This window comes from Caenibius sp. WL (assembly GCF_019803445.1).
In the GTDB taxonomy this organism is placed as follows: domain Bacteria; phylum Pseudomonadota; class Alphaproteobacteria; order Sphingomonadales; family Sphingomonadaceae; genus Caenibius.
The window spans coordinates 3,159,807-3,181,959 of the sequence record NZ_CP081844.1 but is presented as its reverse complement, the minus strand read 5'-3'; the positions used below and the strand labels follow the sequence as shown (position 1 = coordinate 3,181,959).

The window sequence follows — 22,153 nt, the reverse complement described above, 5'->3', positions numbered from 1 at the left end:
GGAGTGGCACCGGTTCTGGTTCAACCGGCGTCACTCTCGCTTGTCTTTTGTTTGCGGTGATTTCCGGGCCAGCAGGTTTCCACTTGCTTCGAAATCACTCCAGCACGTTACCAACCGGGCATTTTTTCCTGCGCAAAGCCCTGCGCCGCCTCGGCCCCCGCGACATAGATGCGCGCGCCGCCGATCCATGTTTCGATCACTCGCATCGCGCGCAATTCCTCGGCCGAAGCCAGCATGGGATCGCGGTCGACCATGATGAAATCGGCCTTTTCCCCTTTGACGAGGCGGCCGAAACGCCCTTCCGCAAACCCGGCATAAGCAGCGTTGACAGTGAATGCGGCCAGAGCGGCTTCGCGAGTCAGCTTTTCCTGCGGATACCAGCCGCCGAACGGCTGCCCGGTGGCGCCTGCCCGGGTCACGGCGACAGCGAGATCGGCGAAAGGCGTGGGCGCCGTGGCCTGCGCGGCGGAGCCATAGACCGGCTTGACGCCCGCCTGCAGGACGCTTTGCCATGGCTGGGTCTGCGCGGCGGCGGGCCCGGCATTGGCCATGTCCTGTTCCAGCGCGCCGAAGCGGAAGCTGGCGAAAGCCTTGTCCCCGCCCGCGCGGCCGGTCTGCGCGCTGTCGATCACTTTCACCCCTTCCAGCCGCCAGCGGCGTTCGCCCTGATAGGTCGGCTTGAGTTCGGTGATCGCATCGAGCACGTCATCCACCGCCGCATGATCGGTGGCGGACACGGCCACCTGAAAGCTGTCGATCGCGGCGCGGCTCATCAGGTTGCGCAATTGCGTGGCTTCGGGCGAATTGGCCGCAGGGGCGGCCTGATCGCGCGGCACGGGCTTGCCGGGCTTGAGATAGAGCCCGTTGAAGCGCAGCCGATCCTTGTACAGCCAAGGCGAAGGGCCGGGGCCGCCGATCAGCACCATATCGTCCACGCTGCCGGCATAGGCCATGATGCGGATATACAGCGTGTTGGCATCGCCCGCGCGGCGATAGGTCTGCCAGTCCGCAATCGACGTGCCCATGTCGGCCACCGCCGTTATCCCTTGCGCCGCCAGCAGACGCTGCGCCTTCTGCAAGGCCACGTCGCGGTCTTCCGGGCGGGGCGGGGGCAGGCCATCGCGCCCGCCGGTCATCGCGGCATAGCCGATCCGCATCAGCGAAACGTGCGAATCGATAATTCCCGGCATCACGAAACGGCCCGCGCCATCGAGCCGCGCATCGATCTTTTTGGGCCGCTTGTCGCCGCTGCGCAGCACCTGCGTGATTGTGCCGTCCGCATCGAACACCAGCCCGGTGAATGTCACCTGCTTGCCGGTTTCGTCCAGCGTCACGCCGTTCACATTGTCGAGCAGCGTATCGGCCAGCGCGGCAGCGGGCAGCGCCAGCGCACCGAGCAGCAGCGCGGGAAACGCCAATCGCCGCATCAGCCATGCCCTTTCGGCAGGCGGCGGATCAGCGCGCTGGTATCCTGACGGCCCCCGCCGAGCGCCTGCACTTCGCCATAGAACTGGTCGACCAGCGCGGTGACCGGCACCGAAACGCCGAGTGCCCTGGCTTCCTCGATCGCGTAGCCGAGATCCTTGCGCATCCAGTCGATCGCGAAGCCGAAATCGAACTCATCGGCGGCCATGGTCGCCCAGCGGTTTTCCATCTGCCAGCTTTGCGCCGCGCCGCCGGAAATGGCCTGCAGGACCTTGTCCATGTCGAGGCCGGCGGCATCGGCGAAACGGACCGCTTCGGACAGGCCCGCAAGCACCCCGGCGATGCTGATCTGGTTGACCATCTTGGCCGTCTGCCCCGCGCCCGCGCCGCCGATGTGGACGATCCGCGCGCCATAGGCCCGCATCACCGGCTCGGCCATGGCGAAAGCATCGTTCGTCCCGCCGCACATGATCGACAACGCGCCTTTTTCCGCGCCCGCCTGCCCGCCCGATACCGGGGCATCGACGAAATGGAGCCCGCCCGCCGCGCATTCCCCGGCAAGATCGCGGGCGATCTGTGCCGAAACGGTGGTGTGGTCGATCACCAGCGCGCCGGGCGCCAGCGCGGCCAGCGCCCCGTCGGGCCCGCGCATGACCTGGGCCAGATCATCGTCGTTGCCGACGCAGCTTATCACCACCTCCGCGCCTTGCGCGGCGGCATGGGGGGTGGGGGCGATCCGCGCCCTGCCGGGCCCGCCCGCGGCATCGAGCCAGGCGGCCGAGCGCGCGGCGGTGCGGTTGTAGGCGGTGACGGTGTGGCCCGCGTTCAGCAGATGGCGCGCCATCGGGCCGCCCATCACACCCAGACCCAGAAATGCGATACGTTTCGTGTCAGACATGGGGGCGCTGTGTAACGCCTTTTGCCGCGATGCAAATGGCCAATGCGACGGAATTGCCCCGTTGCCTGCCGCTTCCCCGCATGAAACGTGGTTTCCCTCGCCCGCAGTTTCGTCTAGGGCGCGCAGGCAATGGAAAACAGCACAGCCCTGCATCAGGTGGCCGGCGAGGCGCCGCTCCTGACGATCGAGGATGTTCGCGCAGCCGCAGACCGGCTCAACGGCGCGATCATCCGTACGCCCACGCTCCACAGCCGCACGCTGTCGGAGATTACCGGGGCGAACATCTGGCTGAAGTTCGAAAACCAGCAGTTCACCGCCGCTTACAAGGAACGGGGCGCGCTGAACGCTCTGCTGGCCTTGACCGAGGAACAGCGCCAGCGCGGGGTGATCGCGGCGTCGGCGGGCAATCATTCGCAGGGCCTGTCCTATCACGGCACCCGGCTGGGCGTGCCGGTGACGATCGTCATGCCGCGCACCACCCCCCACGTGAAAGTGATGCAGACGCAGAGCGTGGGCGGCAAAGTGGTGCAGGAAGGCGAGAATTTCGACCAGGCCTATGCCCATGCGCGCAAGCTGGAAAAGGAACTGGGGCTGACGTTCGTCCACCCGTTCGACGATCCGACGGTCGCCGCGGGGCAGGGGACGGTCGCGCTCGAAATGCTGGAGGATGTGCCCGAGCTTGACGTGCTGGCGATTCCTATCGGCGGCGGCGGCCTTGCCACCGGCATGGGGGTCACCGCGCGGGCGATCAAGCCGGGGATCGGCCTGATCGGGGTGGAAGCGGAACTGTTCCCCTCGATGTACAACCGGCTCAAAGGCACCAATCTGCCTTGCGGCGGGGATACGCTGGCCGAAGGGATCGCGGTGTTCGAACCCGGCCAGTTGACATCCGTGGCGCTGGCCGATCTGCTCGACGATCTCGTGCTGGTGGACGAAGCGTCCATCGAAACCGCGCTCGCCCTGCTGTTGCAGATCGAAAAGACGGTGGTCGAAGGGGCGGGGGCCGCGGGTCTGGCCGCTGTGATGAACAACCGCGAGATTTTCGCGGGCAAGAATGTCGGCATCATCCTGTCGGGCGGCAATATCGATACCCGCCTGCTGGCGAATGTGCTGCTGCGCGATCTCGCCCGGCAGGGCCGCCTCGCGCGGCTGCGCATCTTCCTGCAGGACCGGCCGGGCTCGCTCTACCGCGTGATGCACGAATTCAACGCGCACAACGTCAATATCATCGAGATTTCGCATCAGCGGATTTTCACCCATCTGCCCGCCAAGGGGCTGGTGACCGATATCGAATGCGAAGCGCGCGATCGCGAACAGCTCAACGCCCTGATCCAGGCCCTGCGCGGCAAGGGTTATACGGTCAGTCAGGTCGAACTCGACTGAGCGCGGCGGGCCGCGCCGGTCGCGCACCTGCCGGTGGGCGGCTGGTGACAAAATATAAGCCCTTGACCGCAAATCGTGGTTAAGGTTCTTTCAACGTTTGGAAGGGGCGGGCATATTGCCTGCCCAGCGCCCGTTGGCATGGCAGCGTAGCAGAGGACATCTCCAGTCTCGTGACGGCTCCGATCCGCTTTCCCCGCTTTTACGTCACCAGCCCCGGCCCATGCCCCTATCTGCCGGGCCGGGACGAACGAAAGGTGTTCACGGAACTGCGCGGCGAAAACGCGGATGCCCTGAACGATGCGCTGGGCCGTATCGGGTTCCGCCGCAGCCAGACGGTGGCTTACCGGCCAAGCTGCGCCAATTGCCATGCCTGCGTTTCCGTCCGGGTGATCGCGGGGGAGTTTCGCGGCTCGGCCACCCAGCGGCGAATCCTCCGCCAGAATGCCGATATCGTGGTTTCCGAATGCCGTCCGTGGGCGACTTCGGAACAGTTCGACTTGTTACAGCGTTATCTTGCCGCACGTCATCCCGGCGGGGGCATGGCATCGATGGACGAGATCGATTTCGCCGATATGGTCGAGCATACACCGGTGACGAGCTATGTCATCGAATACAGGGAGCCTTCCGATAGAAGGGGGCCTGGCCGGTTGATCGGCGCCTGTCTGACCGACAGGCAGGGCGATGGACTGTCCATGATATACAGTTTTTACGACCCGGATCATGAGGCGCGAACAGGACTTGGTAACTTTATTATCCTTGACCACATCCGCAGGGCCGTCGAAGCTGGACTCCCCTATGTCTATCTCGGCTATTGGGTCGATGGTTCAGCCCGGATGCAATACAAGATCCGTTACCGCCCTTTGGAGAAACTGGGCCCGAATGGGTGGGAACGTTTTGATCCGGATGAACAAGGCCGCCTTATCGCCCAGACTGCCACATCAGGCCGGAACACTGCCTTTACTGTCGATGGCAGCGGGAAAGACGGGGTTCCCGGCAGGCAGGACCAGTATCAGGTCTAAACGCGCCGCGGGGCGCGCTTTCCGGCGCCGGTTGCTGGCCGTGCTGGCGCTGTCGGCCGCGCCGATTCCCGCGCTGGCCCAGACCGCGCCCGAGCCCGCACCCGAATCCGTGCCCACCCCGACGACCGCCCCCCCGGTCGCCGCTCCGCCCGCGCCCGTTCTGCCGGCCACGCCGCCTGCGCGGCTGGAAGACCTCATTCCCGACAGCGCCGTCGCCAATCCCGAAGCCTGGGCCGTGCAGACCGACGCGGCGAGCGGCGCGGCCCAGCAGCAGGCCGAAGCGCCGTCGCTCGATGTGAATGCGCCGCTGGCGGAACTGCCCGAAGTCACGCTGCCCTGGCCGGATGAAACCGAACTCGCCCGGCCCGAACCGCTGGAGCCCGAGCCCGAAGCGGCGCTGGCGGCCGAAGCGTTCGAACCGTTCAACCGGGTGCGGCGGGGCCGGGAAGTGCGGTTGTCGGACAATCTGCTGCTTGTCTTCCCGCGCGACGAAGCCGAATTTCCGATGCACAAGAAGTTCGCCGAACGGTTCGAAAGCCTGTCGAGCGTCGAAAGCCTGTCGGACAGTGACGACAATCTGGCCCAGGTCGCCGCCCGCGCGCGTGAGGATGAGGACCTGCTGGAGGAATTGCTGCGCACTTACGGCTATTACGACGGGCGCGTGCTGCGCGCGGTCAAGGGTGGGGAGAACGGCAAGGCCAAGCAGGAACCGGAAGTCCGCTTCGATATCATTCCGGGCAAACAGTACCGCTTCGGTGCGATCGCGCTCGGCGATCTGGCGCTGGCGCCCGATCACGACGCTCTGCGCAAGGCTTACGAAATCTGGCCGGGCGATCCGGTGCTGGCCGACAAGATCGTTGAGGAAAACGCCGATCTGGACAAGGCGCTGGGCGAAAACGGCTATCCGTTCGCCAAGATCGGCGAACCCGATCTGCTGATCGATCATGACCGCCAGGAAGGCGATCTGACTCTGCCGGTCACGCATGGCGGGAAGTATCGTTTCGGCGCGATCAACAGCGATGACCCGAAATTCCTTTCCAGCCGCCATCTGCAACGCATCGCGCGGTTCAAGCCGGGCGAAATCTACCGCCGCAGCGACGAGATGGACCTGCGCAGCGCCATCGTCGCCACCGGGCTCGTTTCCACTATCACTATCACCCCGCGCGAAACGCAGGCCCCCAACGGCACCGAACCGGGCGTGGTGGACATGGATGTCGGGCTGACCAAGGCCCCGCTGCGGACGATTTCCGGCGCGGTGGGCTATGGCACGGGCGAAGGTTTCCGCGCCGAGGCGAGTTGGGAACACCGCAACCTGTTCCCGCCCGAAGGCTCGCTGCGGGTCCGGGGTGTGGCGGGCACGCGCGAACAGCTTGCCGGGGTGACGTTCCGCCGGAACAATTTCCTCGGGCGTGACCGGATTCTGACGTTGGACGCCTATGTGACCACGATCAAGCGCGATGCCTACGATGCGCGCACGGCCTCTGTCACGGGCACGTACGAACGCGTCAGCACGCTGCTGTTCCAGAAGCCGTTCACCTGGAGCGCCGGGTTCGAAATCCTTGCCACCGATGAAAAGGCGCCCAACGCGTCTGATGGCCGGATGACCTATTTCATCGGCGCTCTACCGCTGGGCATCGGTATCGACACCAGCGACAGCCTGCTCGATCCGACGAAGGGCTTCCGGATCAACGCGCGCGTTTCGCCGGAGATTTCGGTGCAGTCCAAGCAGAAATCCACTTACATCCGCACGCAGGTGGATATGAGCGGCTATTTCTCCATCGGCAGCAAGACGGTGCTGGCGGGCCGGGCCAAGGTCGCTTCGATCTTCGGCACCCCGGTGGACAATATCGCGCTGTCCCGGCGGCTCTACGCGGGCGGTGGCGGATCGGTGCGGGGCTACAGCTATCAGGGGGTCGGTCCGCGCAACGATGAGAACGATCCGAGCGGCGGGCGTTCGCTGGTTGAATTCTCGCTCGAAGCGCGGGTGAAGACCGGCATGTTCGGCGGGGCGCTGTCGGTGGTTCCGTTCATCGACGCCGGCGCTGTGGGCCGCGATGCCACGCCGAGCCTGAGCGGGCTGCAATTCGGCGCGGGCATCGGTGTGCGCTACAACACCAGCTTCGGGCCGATCCGGCTCGACGTGGCCACACCGCTCAATCGCCGCAAGGGCGATCCGCCCGTGGCGGTCTATGTCGGTCTGGGGCAGGCTTTCTGATGAACGACGCCACGTCCGCCGAAATTCCGGAGGAAGAAACCGCGCCGCCGCCGCGCCGCCGGTCGCTCTGGCGCTACTGGACGACGCGCATCGTCGCACTGGTGGTGGGCGCGATGCTGGTGTCGGCGCTGTTGCTCGACACGCCCATCGGCCATCGGTTCGTGGCCGACCGGATCGCCGCGTTGCAGCCGGAAAACGGCCTGCGGATCAAGATCGGGCGGATCGAAGGTTCGCTCTACAGCCGGTTGACACTGCGCAAGCTGACGTTGTCGGACCCGAAAGGGGCGTTCGTCACCGTGCCGGAGGCCGATCTGGACTGGCGACCGTTCAACTGGTTCTTCAGCGGGCTGGATATTCGCGAGCTGACCGCGCGGCGCGGCACTTTGCTGCGCGTGCCCGAATTGAAACCGGGCGATCCCGATGCGCCGTGGCTGCCCGATTTCGATATCCGGGTGGACAAGTTCCGGCTCGAAAACTTCATTGTCGCCGAAGAGGTGCTGGGCGAAAGGCGGCGGGTCGATCTCTATGCCGAAGCGCTGAAACAGGATCGCCGCGCCTATCTGAAAGTGGACGGCAAGCTGGGCGGTTCGGACCGTATCCATGCGCTGCTCGACGCGTTTCCCGAACGCGACCGGTTCCAGGCCGATCTCGATTATCACGCGCCTGCGGGCGGGTTGCTGGCCGAAATGGCCGGGGCGAAGAAGGATCTTTCGCTGCGGCTGGTGGGCAAAGGGACCTGGACCGACTGGAAAGGCGCGTTCCTGGCCCGCCACGATAACGAACGGCTGGCCGCGTTCGAACTGAGCAACAAGGAAGGCCTCTATGGCGCGCTGGGGCAGGTGTTCCCCGGCAAGCTGATCGCCGGTCTGCCCAAGGATCTTCTGGGCGAAAAGGTCGGCCTGGGGGTTTTCGGGCGGCTCGAAAACAGCGTCATCACCGGCGCGGCACGGGTTCAGGGCCGGGCGGTCGAGCTCAAGGCCGATGGCGGGCTCGATCTCGGGACCAACCGGGCCAACGGGCTCAAGATCGCGGGTGCGCTGACGCGTTCCGATGCGCTGGGCGCCGATATGAAGCTGGAAGGGGCGCGGTTCACTGTCGATCTCGATGGTCCGTTCCGCGATCTGACTGTTCCGCATAGCGTGCAGATCGACCGGCTGGTGTCGGGCGCCACGCAACTGGCCGGGGTCAAGCAGCAGGGCACGCTGACGTATGACGGCAAGACATGGACTCTGCCGCTCAATCTCACCGCCGCGAAAATCGTCACCGGTAACGCCATGCTCGATCCCCGGCTGGTGAACGGGCGCGCCAACGGGATCGTGCAACTGACGGGGGATCAGCTCACCTCCTCGAATCTGAAGCTCGCGTTCCAGGGGCTGGATGCCCAGCTGGCGGTGCGCGGGGATGTCGCCAAGGGCGGCTATGCCATTGCCGGGCCGGTCAACGCGCGCGGTATCGCGCTGGAAAACCTTGGCACGCTCAACGGCCATGCCAAGATCATCGCCAAAGTCACGACGTATGGCGACTGGATGGTGCGGGCCAATTTCGCGGGCAACATGCCGCGCATCGCCAACGAAACGCTGACAACGGTAACCGGCGGCAACATCCGCTTCCGCGGCGGGGTGGCGATGGGCAGCAAGCAACCTCTGCTGTTCCAGAAAGTCGCGCTCGACGCCAACAAGCTGGTTCTGCGGATGGATGGCAGCGTAGCCAACGGCACCACCAAAGTGGTCGGTTCCGGCCGCCACACCGATTATGGGCCGTTCACGGTCGATGCCTCGATGGCGGATGACGGGCCGCGCGCGGTGCTGGTCTTCGCCGATCCCTTGCCTGCTGCCGGGCTCAAGGATGTGCGCGTCGCGCTGGCCCCGATTGCCGACGGGTTCGGCATCGATACCAAGGGCCAGTCGATGCTTGGCCCGTTCGATGGGCGGCTCAACCTGTTCATGCCCACCAAGGGGCCCACGCGGATCGAAATCGCCAAAATGGCGGTATCGCAGACCAATGTCAGCGGCGTGCTGACGCTGGGTGACGGCGGGGCCACGGGCAATCTAGCGCTGACGGGCGGCGGGCTGGACGGGACGATCGGGCTCGCCCCGCGTGGCGGCGGGCAGGGCTTCGATGTCAATCTGGCGGCGCGCAACGCCCGCTTCGCCGGGGCGACCCCGCTGAGCATCCGCTCGGCCAAGATCGAGGCCACGGGCATCATCGGCGGCAATTCGACGCAGGCCAACGGGTCGATCTTTGCGCAGGGCATCAGCTACGGGCAGGTGTTCGTCGGACGGCTGGCGGCCAAGGCATCCATCGTCGATGGCCGGGGCACGTTCAATGCCTCGCTCGCCGGGCGGCGGGGCGTGCGCTTCAGCCTGCAGTTGCAGGGCACCACCACGCCCGAACAGATCGCGCTGCTCGCCCAAGGCGAATTCGCCGATCACCCGATCACCATGCCGCGCCGCGCGATCCTGACCAAGCAGCGGGGCGGCGGCTGGGCGCTGGCGCCGACGCAGGTGTCCTATGGCGATGGCATCGCTATCGCGCAGGGCCGGTTCGGCGGCAACGGGCCGACCGATCTCAAGCTGCAACTGGCGGACATGTCGCTTTCGGTGCTCGATATCGCGTTCACCGATATGAGCCTCGAAGGCAAGGTTTCAGGCGTGGTTGATTACCATGCCAAGCCGAACGCGCCGCCCACCGGGCAGGGCCGCTTGCAGATCAAGGGGCTGAGCCGTTCGGGGCTTGTGCTGACCTCGCGCCCGATCGATTTCTACCTCGTTGCCGACTTGTCCGAGCGTGAATTACAGGCGCGCGCGGCCGTTCGCGAAGGCGGCGCGCGGCGCGGCCGGTTGCAGGCCCGGATCAGCGGATTGCCGCGCATGGGCGGGCTGATGGAACGGCTCAATCGCGGCGCGCTGTTCGCGCAGCTTCGCTATGGCGGCCCGGCGGAATCACTCTGGCGGCTGGCGGCGCTTGATGCCTTCGATCTCACCGGCCCGCTCGATGTGGCCGCCGATGTTACCGGGACGCTCGGGAATCCGAGCGTGCGGGGCTCGCTGTCGGGTGACGACCTGCGCTTCCGTAGCTCGCTCACCGGCACCGATGTCCGCAATATCCGGGCGCGGGGCACCTTCGCGGGGTCGCGCCTGCTGCTGTCCAGCTTTGCCGGGCAAGCGCGCAACGGCGGCAGAGTCAGCGGCAGCGGCACGATCGATATCGGCGGGCTGGACCAGCACGGACCGGTCATGGATATCAGGCTGGCGGCGGTCAACGCGCAAGTGCTGAACCGCAAGGATATGTCGGCCACTGTCACCGGGCCGCTGCGGATCGTTTCCAACGGCATCGGCGGCACGATCGCGGGCCGGCTGGATATCAAGGAAGCGAACTGGAAACTGGGATCGATGTCGGCGGCTGCCGAACTGCCCAATATCCCCACCCGCGAAATCAACATGGCGGCCGATGCGGCCCCGCGGCAACGGCGCTCCGAGCCATGGCGTTATCTCATCGACGCGCAGGGCAACAACCGCCTGTTCGTGCGCGGCATGGGGCTGGACAGCGAATGGGGGGCCAATATCGCCCTGCGCGGCACCACCAGCGACATGCGCATCGGCGGGCGCGCGGACATGATACGCGGCACTTACGAATTTGCCGGGCGTGCGTTCGATCTGACGCGCGGCCGCATCGCGTTCGATGCCACCCGGCCTCCGAACCCGCAGCTCGATATCCAGGCGGATTCGAAAGTGGATGGCCTGACGGTGCGGGTGACGGTGAAAGGCAACGCGATGCAGCCGGAAATCGCGTTCACTTCCACTCCGGCTTTGCCCGAGGAGGAACTGCTGGCGCGGCTGCTATTCGGCGGTTCGATCAGCGATCTCAGCGCCACCGATGCGCTGCAACTGGGCGCGGCGCTGGCTTCGCTGCGCGGCGGCGGCGGGATGGACCCGATCAACAAGCTGCGTTCGGCCATCGGGCTTGACCGGTTGCGGATCGTCGCCGCCGATCCGGCCCGCGATCAGGGCACCGGGATCGCGGCGGGCAAGTACCTCAGCCGCAAGCTTTATGCGGAAATCATCACGGACGGGCGGGGATACAGCGCCACCCAACTGGAATTCCGGGTGACAAGCTGGCTTTCGCTGCTGGGTTCGGTTTCGACCGTCGGCCGTGAAAGCGTGCTGATCAAGGCCAGCAAGGATTACTGAGGCAGGGGCCGCGTGGCCCCTGCTTCACTCGCTTCCCTTCAACCCTGGCGATAGAGCGCGGTTTCCGCTTCGCGCCGGCGGACGAGGCCCGGCAGCACGCGCCCGCCCGCACGGTTCCAGCGTGCGAATTCGGCGGCGGCCCCGCCATGATCCCCCGCGCGATGCCTGCGGGTCAGCGTGGCGCGGGTGATCGCGCCGGTGTTGAAATGAAACGAAACGAGCGCGTCGAACTGGGCCTGGCTGGTCGGCGCATCGGCCAGCGCGCGGTCCACATCGCGGGCGTGGCGGGCGATGTCCTGTTCCAGCCGCGCATCGCATTGCGCCTGCGTCCATACCGTGCCGGGGCCGATGCCGGGCCCGGTCGCGCCCCAGCCGATGGTCCACGGGGCGCCACCCGTGCCGGGGTCGGGATAGGCGGCGATCATCCCATCCGGGCGGCGGCGGGCGCAGCCTTCGAAGCGCTGGATAAGCGCGATGCCCGCCGCACTGGCTGTGCGTGGCCGGGGCATGGGCGCAGCCGTGGCGGACGGGGCCAGCATCTCGTCGATGGCATTGTCCAGCACCAGCACTTCGCTGTGCCGGAAACCGCGCCCGATCAGGCGGCGGATGGCGTTGAAAAGCACGCTGCGGTTCATGGGTTGCGCCTCGCTGATTCGTGACAGAAGGCGGAACAGATAATGAACGAACAGGCCTGTAGGAAAATGGTTTCTTGCTAAGGGTGGAAGGAAGGGGGATTCAACGCCGCAGCCAGTGGCGCACCCCGAACCAGCCGAAAACCACCAGCCCGACGACAATGCAGAACAGCACCACACCCAAGAAAGCATGGGGATGATGGGCAAAGGGAATGCCTTCGACATTCATTCCCAGCAGCCCGGTGATGAACGTCAACGGCAGAAAAATGAACGCGACGATGGCGATATAGAGCGAGCGTTGATCGACCAGTTCGGTGCGCAGATCGGTCAACTGTTCATGGACCAGTGCGGCGCGTTCGCGCACCGCCTCCAGTTCTTCGGTCATGCGGGCGAAACGGTCGGACGCCTCGCGGATGTGGAGCACGTCTTCCTCGGCAAGCCAGGGGAAATTGAGCGAGGTGAGCGCATCGAGCGCGTCGCGATCGGGTGCGACGAAGCGGCGGAGCGAAATGGCGGTGGAGCGGATCTGCGCCACCACGCGACGCAGGCCATAGTGATTGCTGGTTTCCAGTTCGGTTTCGCAATCGTCCAGCTGATCGCTCAATCCCGCCACGTGCGGATCGAGTTCGAGGCTGATTTCGCGCGCGAGCATGGAAACGAGATCGCCCGGATCGGCCAGTTTTCCGTCAAGAAAGGCGGTGCGCACTTTGGGCATCGCGCCCAAGGTCGTGCGGCTGAAGGAAATGATCCGGTCGCGTTGGACCCACAGGCGGATCGATACCAGCCAATCGGAATCGTCCCGAATTTCGAGCGCGGTGCCCCGCAGATTGAGAATGGCGCCGTGATCGATGGCATCGCACCGCGGACGGGTTTCGGTCGCTGTCAGCGCGCTGGTGACGATTTCGGGCAGGGTTGTGCCGCGCATATCGGTGGGCAGGCGCGGTTCCATGCTTTCGACGTGCAACCAGGCGAAGCCGGGGCCGGTGTAGGCCAGCACCTCGCTGCTCGGCACCACCTTTGCCTGACCCTGTTCGACAATGGCGGCGAACTCCTGCATCCCGGTTCAGTAGAGGAACGGCGCAGGCCCCGCAATCGGGAAGGGCGGGGTATCCTCCTTCGTTCATGCCGAACCTGATTGTGCAGGGTGACGGCTGTGTGGGTAGAGGCCGTCTGCGCAATTGCCCCTTAACGCCGATGGCAAATGCGATGCGTTTGCAAACAGGAACGGTCCTTGTCCGCCAACTCTCAATTCCCGTTCAGCCTGAGCTTGTCGAAGGCCACGCGTCGAAGGTGTGGCCAAGCGCTTTCTAGAATGTGGGGCTGCCGTTGTGAGCAGCCTTCGACAGGCTCAGGCTGAGCGGGGGCTGGGGCAGGGCCGGTAGGGGTAAGAGCCAAGGACATCCCTGCCTGCAAGCCTTATAACCACGCAAAGCAAAAGGGCGCCCGGTTTCCCGGACGCCCCCTTGGTGATTGCGTAATCCAGCGGATCAGAGGCTGTAGTACATGTCGAATTCGACCGGGCTCGGGGTCGTTTCGAAACGCAGCACTTCGTCCCACTTGATTTCGACGTAGGAATCGATCTGGTCCTTGGTGAACACGCCGCCTTCCAGCAGGAATTCATAGTCGGCGTTGAGCGATTCCAGAGCTTCGCGCAGCGAACCGCAGACGGTCGGCACTTCGGCCAGTTCGGCCGGCGGCAGATCGTACAGGTTCTTGTCCATGGCTTCGCCCGGGTGGATCTTGTTCTTGATCCCGTCGAGACCGGCCATCAGCAGCGCGGCGTAGCACAGGTAGGGGTTGGCCATCGCGTCGGGGAAGCGGAATTCCACGCGCTTCGCCTTTTCGCCCGTGCCGTACGGAATACGGCAGGAAGCCGAACGGTTGCGGGCCGAATAGGCCAGCAGAACCGGGGCTTCGTAGCCCGGCACCAGACGCTTGTAGCTGTTGGTGGTCGGGTTGGTGAAAGCGTTCAGCGCCTTGGCGTGCTTGATGACGCCGCCGATGAAATAGAGGCAGGTGTCGGAAAGGCCGGCATAGCCGTTACCGGCGAACAGCGGCTTGCCCTTTTCCCAGATCGAGATGTGGGTGTGCATGCCCGAACCGTTGTCGCCCATGATCGGCTTGGGCATGAAGGTTGCGGTCTTGCCGTAAGCCTGCGCCACCATGTGGACGACGTACTTGTAGATCTGCATGCGGTCGGCAGTGGTGACGAGCGTGCCGAAGGTCATGCCCAGTTCGTGCTGCGCGGCGGCCACTTCGTGGTGGTGCTTGTCGCAGGGCAGGCCCATTTCGAGCATGGTGGTGACCATTTCGCCGCGGATGTCCACGGCGCTGTCGACCGGGGCAACCGGGAAATAGCCGCCCTTGACGCGCGGACGGTGGCCGAGGTTGCCTTCTTCGTATTCGCGGTTGGTGTTGGTCGGCAGTTCGATATCGTCGATCTTGAAGCCGTTGCCGTTGTAACCGTCGTAGAACTTCACGTCGTCGAACATGAAGAATTCGGCTTCGGGGCCGACATAGACGGTGTCGCCGATGCCGCTGGCCTTGACGAAGGCTTCGGCGCGCTTCGCGGTCGAGCGCGGATCGCGCGAGTAGAGTTCGCCGGTCGACGGTTCGACGATGTCGCAGAAGATGATCATCATCGGCGTGGCGCTGAACGGATCGATATAGACCGCTTCGAGGTCCGGGCGGAGGATCATGTCGGATTCGTTGATCGTCTTCCAGCCGGCGATCGACGAACCGTCGAACATCAGACCTTCTTCCAGTTCATCCTCGCCGAGGACGGAAGAAACCATCGTGAGGTGCTGCCACTTGCCCTTGGGGTCGGTGAAGCGCAGGTCAACCCACTCGATTTCCTCGTCCTTGATCCTTTTGAGGATGTCCTTTGCACTGGCCATTTCGGTATTTCCCTTACTGTGCCGATGGAATTGCGGTGCCGCCCTTCGGCGGGGGTGGCCCGGATAACGTGTCTGGAGAAATCAGGAAATCAGATCGCGTCGTCGTCACGCTCGCCGGTGCGGATGCGCACGGCGGCTTCGATCGGGCTGACGAAGATCTTGCCGTCGCCGATCCGTCCGGTCTGCGCCGCAGAAGCGATGGCTTCGACAACCTTTTCCGCGGTTTCGTCGCTCACCACCACTTCCAGTTTCACTTTGGGCAGGAAGTCGACGATGTATTCGGCGCCGCGATAGAGTTCGGTGTGCCCCTTCTGGCGGCCGAAGCCCTTGGCTTCGGTTACGGTGATGCCGGAAACCCCGGCTTCGTGCAGCGCCTCCTTCACCTCGTCGAGCTTGAACGGCTTGATGATGGCTTCGATCTTCTTCACGTGTCTAACAACTCCCGCGCGACGAGCCGGCGCCGCCGGGGCGGCACCGGGATTTCACATGCTCTCGGTAATGCCTAATCAAGAATCATGCCAATTGGCTGAGGCGTGAATTACGGCATTGCGCGCCGCCGGGAAAGGCCGGAATCGCGCATTTGTTGTGTGCTGTGCGGCAGGCACATATCGGCATGCCCGCAGCATGAAAGGTGCGTGTGCAAAAATCAGGCAGCAGGCTGCCTGATTTTTGGGCAGAGGTGGGCGGGCCTGCGGTGGAAGCCGCCCGCCATCAAGATCAGAGGCACAGCCCGGCGGTTTCGGGCAGGCCCGCCATCAGGTTCAGCGATTGCACCGCCGCGCCGCTGGCGCCCTTGCCGAGATTGTCGAGCACCGCGACCAGCCGCGCCTGGTTGCCATCGGGCGAACCGAAGACGTGGAGTTCCAGGCGGTCGTTCGGCGGACACGACTGGCGCAGCAGCAGCTCGCCATCGGGCTGCGCGCCCATATGGACCACCGGGCTGGCGGCATAGAAATCGGCCAGGCACTGGCGCATCGCGTCCACTGTGCCCGCGCCCTGCATGGCGCCGAGCTGCAACGGCACCTCCACCACCATGCCGCGATGCGCGGGGATGACGGCGGGTGTGAACAGCGGCGGGATCGACAGACCGCAGCGTACCTGCATTTCCGGCACGTGCTTGTGGCCCAGATTCAGGGCATAGCCGCGCCAGGCGATATCGCGGTCGTTTTCGAACCGTTCGATCAGCGCCTTGCCGCCGCCCGAATAGCCGGACACGGCGTTGCAGGTGTAAGGCCAGTCCGCCGGGAGCAGCCCGGCGCGCACCAGCGGCGCGACCAGAGCGATGAACCCGGTGGAATAGCAGCCCGGATTGCTGACCCGCTGCGCCCGCGCCACCACGTCGAGGCCGGACACTTCGGGGAAGCCATAGACCCAGCCGGGGGCGACGCGGTGCGCGGTAGACGCATCGATGATGCGCACGTTCGACCCTTCGGCCAGCGCCACCGCTTCGCGCGCGGCATCGTCGGGCAGGCACAGCACGGCGAAATCGGCCGCGTGGAAGGCATCGCGCCGGGCGGTGGCATCCTTGCGCCGGTCGTCGTCCAGAATCAGCAGGTCGATTTCGTCCCGCCCGGTCAGCCGTTCGGCGATTTCCAGACCGGTGGTGCCGGCCGCGCCGTCGATAAAGATCGTGATGCTCATGCCTCACCCAATTGGTCGAGCGCGACATAGCCGACAAGGCCATCGTCGCCCAGTTGGCCCCATGCCCAATCGCCGGTGACATCGAGCACGTTGAACACGCTGTCGCCGACGACGGAGACCAGAATATCGGCGTTGCGGCGCGCCGCGCTGTAGAGCGAGGCGCCATCGCGCACCGTGCGCGGCATCGGCACGGCGTAGTGGGGCACGAAGCATCGCCCGGCGAGGCGGATATGCGCCAGATCCCCGCGCACCGGCCAATATGCGGCGTCAGGCTTCTCGCTCGGGCCGGAAAGGATCAGTTGCCCGCTGGGAATGGTCACGTCGGTCAAATTTGTCGTCCACCACGGAAGGGAGGGAAACCGGGCGCTTATACGGGCGAAGCGCCGCTAGCAAGCTATCCGTGGTGTTGGCCGTAACGTTGGCGCAGCATGTGCCATGCCGCGCGCAGGCCCAGCGCCTCGCCCCCCTTGGGGCGGCCGGGCCTTGCGGTCTGGCGCCAGGCCCAGGTGTCGAAATGGGCCCAGTCGATTTCGCTGCCCACAAACTTGTCGAGAAACAGGCCCGCCACGGTGGCCCCGGCAAAGCCGTTGAAATTGGTGTTGTTGGTGTCGGCAATGTCGGATTTGAGCCATTCGGCATAGGCTTCGTAAAGCGGCAGGCGCCAGATTTCATCATCCTGCGCGCGGCCCGCAGCGATCAGGGCGTCGGCGGTTTCGTCGCGGCGGGCGAACAGCGCGGGCAGATCGGGCCCCAGCGCCACGCGCGCCGCGCCGGTCAGCGTGGCGAAATCGATCACCAGATCGGGCTTTTCCTCGCTGGCGCGGGTCAGCGCATCGGCGAGAATCAGCCGCCCTTCGGCATCGGTGTTGCCGATCTCGACCGTCAGCCCCTGGCGCGAACGGAGAACGTCGCCGGGGCGGAACGCGTTGCCGGAGACCGCATTTTCCACCGCCGGGATCAGCAGATGCAGGCGCACATCGAGCCCCGCGCCCATCACCAGCCCGGCCAGCGCCAGCGCATGGGCGGCCCCGCCCATATCCTTCTTCATCAGCAGCATGGCGGACGATGGCTTGATATCGAGCCCGCCCGAATCGAAGCACACACCCTTGCCGACAATCGCCAGCCGCGGGGCTTGGGGATCGCCCCAGGTCAGTTCGATCAGGCGCGGGGCGTGGCGGCGGCCCGCCGCCCGGCCAACGGCGTGGACCATCGGATATGCGCGTTCCAGCGCATCACCGCGCACGACATGCAGATCGGCCTTGTGTGCCCTGGCCAGCTTTTCCGCCTCCGCCTCCAGCTCGGCGGGCCCGCAATCTTCGGCGGGCGTGTTCACCAGATCGCGCACCAGCGCGACGGCGGCGGCTTCGGCCAGCGATCCCTCGATCGCTTTCGCATCCCTGGTCAGCAGGATACGCGGGCCGACAGGGTCCGTTTCCTCACGATAGCGGGTGAAGCGGTATTGTGCGGTCTGCCAACCGAGCAGAGCCTTGCCGGGATCGCCGCTGGCCAGCGCATAGGTGCCTGCGGGCAGCGCTTCGGCCAGCCGGGCGAGACACCAGCTCGACAGGGTGTCCGGGTCCGCGACGCCGCCGACCGCGAACCAGCCGTCCCCTTCGGGCACGATCGCGACTTCATAGCCATTGCCGCGAAATTTCTGCCCTTCGAGCGCGGCGCGCTGCGCGGGCGACAGGCCTTTGGCCCAGTCGGGGAAATTATCCTTGGAGACGAGATGGATAAGCGTGGACTTTTGCCCACGATCGGGCTGGATCAGCGTGTATTTGTCCGTCATATTGGCGCTTCATGCCTCAGGGAGCCGTTATGCGCGAGAAGAATTCTTACCGCCGCCGGGTGATGCTGGCCGGTCTGTTCGTTCTGGGACTCGGCGCCTGCACGCCGGAGCAGGGCGCGGACACTCCCGGGGAAAAGGACAAGGTTGCCACGGCGGAATCGGCGCTCGCGGCCAAGCCCGCCGCTGCCCCCGCCGGGCAAGAAGCCGCCAAGGCAGTCGAAGTGAAAGAGGAAACGGACAATTACACTTTCCTCTATGCCTATCCGGCGCAGGCCGCCGTGCAGCCGGGGCTGAAAGCGCTGCTGGATGGCCAGCTCAAATCGGCCAAGGACGGATTGGTGAAGGAAACCGGCGAAGGCCGCGCCGATGCGGAGAAAAACGGCTATCCCTATCGGCCTTACGACCTTTCCACCGAATGGGCGGTGGTGACGGACCTGCCCGACTGGCTCAGCCTTTCGGCCACGATCTATTCGTACACCGGCGGCGCGCACGGCAACACCGGCTATGACAGCCTGTTGTGGGACAAGAAGGCGGGCAAGGAACGTTCGGTCCTTTCGCTGTTCACCTCGGAAGCGGCGCTGGAAAAGGCGGTGCAGCAACCGCTTTGCGCCGGGCTGGACCGCGAACGCGCGAAACGGCGGGGGGAAAAGGTCGTTCGCAATCAGGATGACTGGATGTCGGCCTGTATCGGGATCAAGGACACAACCCCGATTCTCGGCTCGGCGGGCAAGACGGCGTTCGACCGGATCGGTTTCCTGATCGGGCCTTACGCGGCGGGCCCTTATGCCGAAGGCAGCTATGACGTCACGCTGCCGGTGACGCCCGCCGTCATCGCCGCAGTGAAGCCGGAATTTCGCGCGGCATTTGCGGCGGGGCGCTGAACGCTCGCAATTTCGGCGCGCAGGCGCTACATAGGCGGGTATGACCGAATACCAGACCATTACCGCCGCCGACGCCGTGCTGCGCGACGGCACGATCAAATTGCATGGCCCCGATGGGTTCGAGGGGATGCGCAGGGCCGGGCGCCTGGCCGCCGAAATCCTCGACGAACTGACCGCCGTGGTGCGGCCCGGCGTCACCACCGGACAGATCGACGATATCGTGCGGCAGATGACGCTGGATGCGGGCGGCGTGCCCGCGACGCTCGGCTATCGCGGGTACGAACACAGCAGTTGCGTGTCGATCAATCACGTCGTGTGCCACGGCATTCCTTCGGACAAGGCGCTGAAGGACGGGGATATCGTCAATATCGATGTCACGCCGCTGCTCGATGGCTGGCACGGCGATTCCAGCCGGATGTATCTGGTCGGCGATGTGTCGCTGAAAGCGCGGCGGCTGGTCGATGTGACGCACGAATGCCTGATGATCGGGATCGACAAGGCGAAGCCCGGCGCGCGGCTCGGCGATATCGGCGCGGCTATTCAGGCCCATGCCGAACAGCACCGCTATGGCGTGGTGCGCGAATTTTGCGGCCACGGCCTCGGCCGGTTGTTCCACGACAGCCCCGAAGTGATCCACGCCGCGCGCGCGGGCACCGGGCCGGAACTGAAACCGGGGATGTTCTTCACGATCGAACCGATGATCAACCTCGGCAAACCGGGCGTGAAACTGCTTAACGACGGCTGGACAGCGGTGACGCGGGACAAGTCCCTTTCGGCCCAGTTCGAACATTCGATCGGAATCACCGAAACGGGCTGCGAGATTTTCACGCTCAGTCTCAAGGGATTGCACAAGCCGCCCTATTGATCCGGGCGTTTGCGCGCCGGGCCGGTGCTATTCCCGTGCGGCGCGGATGGCGGCCCCTGCGGCAAAGGGTGTGATCGCCAGCAGCAGCAGGCTGATGGCGGCGGTCAGCGCCAGGCCGCTTTCGCCGCCAGTGGCCAGGCTGCCCGCGCCGAAAATCAGGATCGGCACCGATAGCGGGATCAGCAGCAATCCCGCCAGCGCCGCGCCCGAACGCAGCGAAGCGGTCAGCGCGGCGATCAGCACGCCGATGGCGGCCAGGCCCGGCGTCCCCACCAGCAGGCCCAGTTCCACCGTGCGCAGCGCCGTGCCATCGATCCCCAGCAGCGCGGCGGCGGGCAGAGCGGCCAGCATCAGCGGTGGGCCGAAGCTCAGCCAGTGGGCCAGCATGCGCACCGCCATCACCGCTTCTTCCGCAATCCCGCGCAGAGCCCACTGGTCGAAGAAGCCGCGTTCCAGATCGGGCGCAACCAGCCGGTCGAGCGGTAGGATCGCGGCCAGCAGCGCGGCCACCCAGATCACGCCGCCGCCCGTGCGCGCCAGCAACGGCGCATCGGGGCCGACCGCGAAGGGGTAGAGCATGGCCACGGCAAGGAAGAACAGCAGCGGCAGCAAGCTGCCCCCACGCCGCCCGCCCGGCACCAGTATGGCGCAATCGCGCAGGAAAATGCGCATCAACCCGCCGCTCACAAGGCGAAGCCTTCCAGTTCGAACCGGGCCATCATGGCGACGGTGACCGGCTGGTGCGATGCGATCACCGCGATGCCGCCAGCATCGCAATGTTCGGCCACCAGCGCTTCGAACAGCGCGACCGCGCTCCTGTCCAGTCCGTTGAGCGGTTCGTCCAGCAGCCACACCGGGGCGTTCTGTCCGATCACGCGGACAAGCGCGGCGCGTTTCTTCTGCCCCGTGGACAGGTAGCGCACCGGCACGTCGAGTAGATCGGCAAGGCCGAGCCGGGCGATGGCGGCGGCAAACGCGCTGTCTTCGATGCGGTCGATCGCCTGCCAGAAGGATAGCGCCGCGCCGAGCGGCAGTTGCGGATCGAGGGCGCTGCGTTCGTCGAGCAGGGCCATGGCGCCCCGGCGTTGGACCGTGCCTGCGACGGGCGGCATCAGCCCTGCGAGAATGCGGATCAGGCTCGATTTGCCGATCCCGTTGGGGCCGGCCAGATGCAGCGCTTCGCCTGCAGTGAGACTAAAACTTACGTTGCGGAACAGCACTCTGTCGCCCCTGCGGCAAGCGAGCGCGGAGGCGGCGAGAACCGGATCGGCGGACCGTGCGGGGGCGGAGGCTTGCATAGAAGCGCGGGATAGGGGAAAGGCAGCACCCTGCCAAGGAGAGCACGATGCCGGTTACGCAATTGACGGATCAAGAACGCACCGACGCGCTGGCCGCCCTGCCGGAATGGAGCCTGCGGGCCGATGGGCTGGCGATTGAACGGACGTTTCTTTTCAAGGACTTCAGCCAGGCTTTCGGTTTCATGACGCGCGCGGCGCTGCTGGCCGAAGTGCAGGATCATCACCCCGAATGGTTCAACGTCTATAACCGCGTGCAGGTGACGCTGACCACGCACGACGCGGGCGGCCTGTCGCAGCGCGATGTGAAAATGGCCACGGCGATGGATGCGCTGCTGAAATAAGCACGCGGCTTGCCGGGGCGGCGTCGCTCCGGTCAGTCCGGTCAGAGCGCCGGATTGTCGTAGCAGTGCCAGGTGAACACCGCGACAGCGCCCCGATGCGGGCGCCACGCTTCGCCGATGATTCGCGTCGCTTTCTCATCGGGGCGGGCGCCGAGGCCCATGATCTTGTGCAGTCCGGCCTGAACGCCGAGATCGCCCGCGGGCCAGATATCGGCGCGTCCTTCGGCGAACAGCAGGTAGATTTCCGCCGACCAGCGGCCGATACCCTTGATCCGGGTCAGTTCGGCGATCGCGGTTTCATCGTCTTGCGGCAACTGGCTGAGATCCAGAGCGCCGCTGATGATCAGTTCGCAGAGCGAGCGGGCATAGGACTGTTTCTGGCGTGACAGGCCCAGGGCGCGCAGCGTGTCGAAATCGGCGGCCAGCAAGGATTCCGGCGGAATATCCGCGCCGAGTCCGGCCTCCAGACGGTTCCAGATGGAAGCGGCGGCGGCCACGCTGACCTGCTGGCCGACGATAGTGCGCAGCAGCGTGCGATAGCCGGTGGGGCGCTGGCGCGGCTCCGGATAGCCCGCCTTCGCCAGTGCCGCGGCGATGGTCGGCTCCGTGGCTGCGGCGAAATCGATCCCGCTGCGCAACTGATGTGCATCCAGCCCCATAGCTCCTCCCGCTTGTCAAA

The 22,153-nt window shown here is 65.5% G+C and carries 19 protein-coding genes; 7 read left to right on the top strand and 12 right to left on the bottom strand.

Translation table 11 applies throughout. The features are described from left to right. Positions 1-107 precede the first annotated feature (107 nt). Together K5X80_RS15305 and K5X80_RS15300 are read right to left on the bottom strand one after the other, a co-directional pair. Positions 108-1,427: an amidohydrolase family protein gene (locus K5X80_RS15305; RefSeq protein ID WP_222558570.1), complete on the bottom strand. Its 1,320-nt coding sequence runs from the start codon at positions 1,425-1,427 to the stop codon at positions 108-110. After that, positions 1,427-2,323 (bottom strand): NAD(P)-dependent oxidoreductase, encoded by an 897-nt coding sequence (locus K5X80_RS15300; protein WP_222558569.1) that lies wholly within the window; start codon positions 2,321-2,323, stop codon positions 1,427-1,429. Before K5X80_RS15300 ends, K5X80_RS15305 begins: the two co-directional genes overlap by 1 nt. Positions 2,324-2,452: 129 nt before the next feature. On the opposite strand from K5X80_RS15300, the gene K5X80_RS15295 reads away from it, so the two are divergent. From K5X80_RS15295 to K5X80_RS15280, 4 genes are all read left to right on the top strand, one after another. Further along, positions 2,453-3,706: a threonine ammonia-lyase gene (locus K5X80_RS15295; RefSeq protein ID WP_222558568.1), complete on the top strand. Its 1,254-nt coding sequence runs from the start codon at positions 2,453-2,455 to the stop codon at positions 3,704-3,706. Positions 3,707-3,876: 170 nt separating this feature from the next. Further along, the gene (locus K5X80_RS15290) at positions 3,877-4,725 is read left to right on the top strand and encodes an arginyltransferase (RefSeq protein ID WP_222558567.1); all 849 of its coding nucleotides are present in this window, start codon (positions 3,877-3,879) and stop codon (positions 4,723-4,725) included. A gap of 40 nt (positions 4,726-4,765) precedes the next feature. Beyond that, entirely contained in the window at positions 4,766-6,940 is a 2,175-nt protein-coding gene (locus K5X80_RS15285) for an autotransporter assembly complex protein TamA (protein ID WP_222558566.1), read from the top strand. After that, positions 6,940-11,130 (top strand): translocation/assembly module TamB domain-containing protein, encoded by a 4,191-nt coding sequence (locus tag K5X80_RS15280; RefSeq protein WP_222558565.1) that lies wholly within the window; start codon positions 6,940-6,942, stop codon positions 11,128-11,130. The genes K5X80_RS15285 and K5X80_RS15280 overlap by 1 nt, the downstream gene beginning before the upstream one ends. A gap of 38 nt (positions 11,131-11,168) precedes the next feature. Here the strand turns inward: K5X80_RS15280 and K5X80_RS17135 are convergent, their stop codons facing one another. The 7 genes from K5X80_RS17135 to K5X80_RS15245 form a co-directional block, all read right to left on the bottom strand. After that, entirely contained in the window at positions 11,169-11,765 is a 597-nt protein-coding gene (locus K5X80_RS17135) for a lysozyme (RefSeq protein ID WP_261390562.1), read from the bottom strand. Between the two features lie 100 nt (positions 11,766-11,865). Further along, entirely contained in the window at positions 11,866-12,819 is a 954-nt protein-coding gene (locus tag K5X80_RS15270; RefSeq protein ID WP_222558564.1) for a CorA family divalent cation transporter, read from the bottom strand. Positions 12,820-13,249: 430 nt separating this feature from the next. Further along, on the bottom strand, positions 13,250-14,659 hold the full coding sequence (glnA, locus tag K5X80_RS15265) for a type I glutamate--ammonia ligase (protein WP_222558563.1): 1,410 nt from the start codon (positions 14,657-14,659) through the stop codon (positions 13,250-13,252). An 89-nt stretch (positions 14,660-14,748) separates the two neighbouring features. After that, the gene (locus tag K5X80_RS15260; RefSeq protein ID WP_222558562.1) at positions 14,749-15,087 is read right to left on the bottom strand and encodes a P-II family nitrogen regulator; all 339 of its coding nucleotides are present in this window, start codon (positions 15,085-15,087) and stop codon (positions 14,749-14,751) included. A 289-nt stretch (positions 15,088-15,376) separates the two neighbouring features. Next, positions 15,377-16,300 carry an N-acetyl-gamma-glutamyl-phosphate reductase gene (argC, locus tag K5X80_RS15255; RefSeq protein ID WP_222558561.1) on the bottom strand — a complete coding sequence of 308 codons (924 nt, stop codon included), beginning with the start codon at positions 16,298-16,300 and terminating at the stop codon, positions 15,377-15,379. Then, entirely contained in the window at positions 16,297-16,620 is a 324-nt protein-coding gene (locus K5X80_RS15250; protein WP_261390722.1) for a hypothetical protein, read from the bottom strand. The genes argC and K5X80_RS15250 overlap by 4 nt, the downstream gene beginning before the upstream one ends. A 74-nt stretch (positions 16,621-16,694) precedes the next feature. Further along, entirely contained in the window at positions 16,695-18,089 is a 1,395-nt protein-coding gene (locus K5X80_RS15245) for a leucyl aminopeptidase family protein (RefSeq protein ID WP_222558559.1), read from the bottom strand. Between the two features lie 29 nt (positions 18,090-18,118). Between K5X80_RS15245 and K5X80_RS15240 the strand changes: the two genes are divergently transcribed. Further along, a complete protein-coding gene (locus K5X80_RS15240; RefSeq protein ID WP_222558558.1) occupies positions 18,119-18,970 on the top strand; it encodes a DUF4163 domain-containing protein in 852 nt (283 codons plus the stop codon). A gap of 40 nt (positions 18,971-19,010) precedes the next feature. Next, the gene (gene map / locus K5X80_RS15235; protein WP_222558557.1) at positions 19,011-19,835 is read left to right on the top strand and encodes a type I methionyl aminopeptidase; all 825 of its coding nucleotides are present in this window, start codon (positions 19,011-19,013) and stop codon (positions 19,833-19,835) included. A gap of 27 nt (positions 19,836-19,862) precedes the next feature. Here map and K5X80_RS15230 read toward each other — a convergent pair whose 3' ends face one another. Continuing rightward, on the bottom strand, positions 19,863-20,507 hold the full coding sequence (locus K5X80_RS15230) for a heme exporter protein CcmB (RefSeq protein ID WP_283249322.1): 645 nt from the start codon (positions 20,505-20,507) through the stop codon (positions 19,863-19,865). An 11-nt stretch (positions 20,508-20,518) separates the two neighbouring features. Further along, positions 20,519-21,133, bottom strand: a complete 615-nt coding sequence (gene ccmA, locus K5X80_RS15225; RefSeq protein WP_222558555.1) for a heme ABC exporter ATP-binding protein CcmA — start codon at positions 21,131-21,133, stop codon at positions 20,519-20,521. Positions 21,134-21,180: 47 nt separating this feature from the next. Between ccmA and K5X80_RS15220 the strand changes: the two genes are divergently transcribed. Further along, on the top strand, positions 21,181-21,474 hold the full coding sequence (locus K5X80_RS15220) for a 4a-hydroxytetrahydrobiopterin dehydratase (protein WP_222558554.1): 294 nt from the start codon (positions 21,181-21,183) through the stop codon (positions 21,472-21,474). A 41-nt stretch (positions 21,475-21,515) separates the two neighbouring features. Here the strand turns inward: K5X80_RS15220 and K5X80_RS15215 are convergent, their stop codons facing one another. Next, entirely contained in the window at positions 21,516-22,133 is a 618-nt protein-coding gene (locus K5X80_RS15215) for a DNA-3-methyladenine glycosylase family protein (protein WP_222558553.1), read from the bottom strand. Between the last annotated feature and the right edge of the window lie 20 nt (positions 22,134-22,153).

Coding starts and splice junctions, on each gene's coding strand:
- K5X80_RS15305 (WP_222558570.1), bottom strand. CDS start 1,427: ATGCGGCGATTGGCGTTTCCCGCGCTGCTGCTCGGTGCGCTGGCGCTG.
- K5X80_RS15300 (WP_222558569.1), bottom strand. CDS start 2,323: ATGTCTGACACGAAACGTATCGCATTTCTGGGTCTGGGTGTGATGGGC.
- K5X80_RS15295 (WP_222558568.1), top strand. CDS start 2,453: ATGGAAAACAGCACAGCCCTGCATCAGGTGGCCGGCGAGGCGCCGCTC.
- K5X80_RS15280 (WP_222558565.1), top strand. CDS start 6,940: ATGAACGACGCCACGTCCGCCGAAATTCCGGAGGAAGAAACCGCGCCG.
- K5X80_RS17135 (WP_261390562.1), bottom strand. CDS start 11,765: ATGAACCGCAGCGTGCTTTTCAACGCCATCCGCCGCCTGATCGGGCGC.
- K5X80_RS15270 (WP_222558564.1), bottom strand. CDS start 12,819: ATGCAGGAGTTCGCCGCCATTGTCGAACAGGGTCAGGCAAAGGTGGTG.
- glnA (WP_222558563.1), bottom strand. CDS start 14,659: ATGGCCAGTGCAAAGGACATCCTCAAAAGGATCAAGGACGAGGAAATC.
- argC (WP_222558561.1), bottom strand. CDS start 16,300: ATGAGCATCACGATCTTTATCGACGGCGCGGCCGGCACCACCGGTCTG.
- K5X80_RS15245 (WP_222558559.1), bottom strand. CDS start 18,089: ATGACGGACAAATACACGCTGATCCAGCCCGATCGTGGGCAAAAGTCC.
- K5X80_RS15240 (WP_222558558.1), top strand. CDS start 18,119: ATGCGCGAGAAGAATTCTTACCGCCGCCGGGTGATGCTGGCCGGTCTG.
- map (WP_222558557.1), top strand. CDS start 19,011: ATGACCGAATACCAGACCATTACCGCCGCCGACGCCGTGCTGCGCGAC.
- K5X80_RS15230 (WP_283249322.1), bottom strand. CDS start 20,507: ATGCGCATTTTCCTGCGCGATTGCGCCATACTGGTGCCGGGCGGGCGG.
- ccmA (WP_222558555.1), bottom strand. CDS start 21,133: ATGCAAGCCTCCGCCCCCGCACGGTCCGCCGATCCGGTTCTCGCCGCC.
- K5X80_RS15220 (WP_222558554.1), top strand. CDS start 21,181: ATGCCGGTTACGCAATTGACGGATCAAGAACGCACCGACGCGCTGGCC.
- K5X80_RS15215 (WP_222558553.1), bottom strand. CDS start 22,133: ATGGGGCTGGATGCACATCAGTTGCGCAGCGGGATCGATTTCGCCGCA.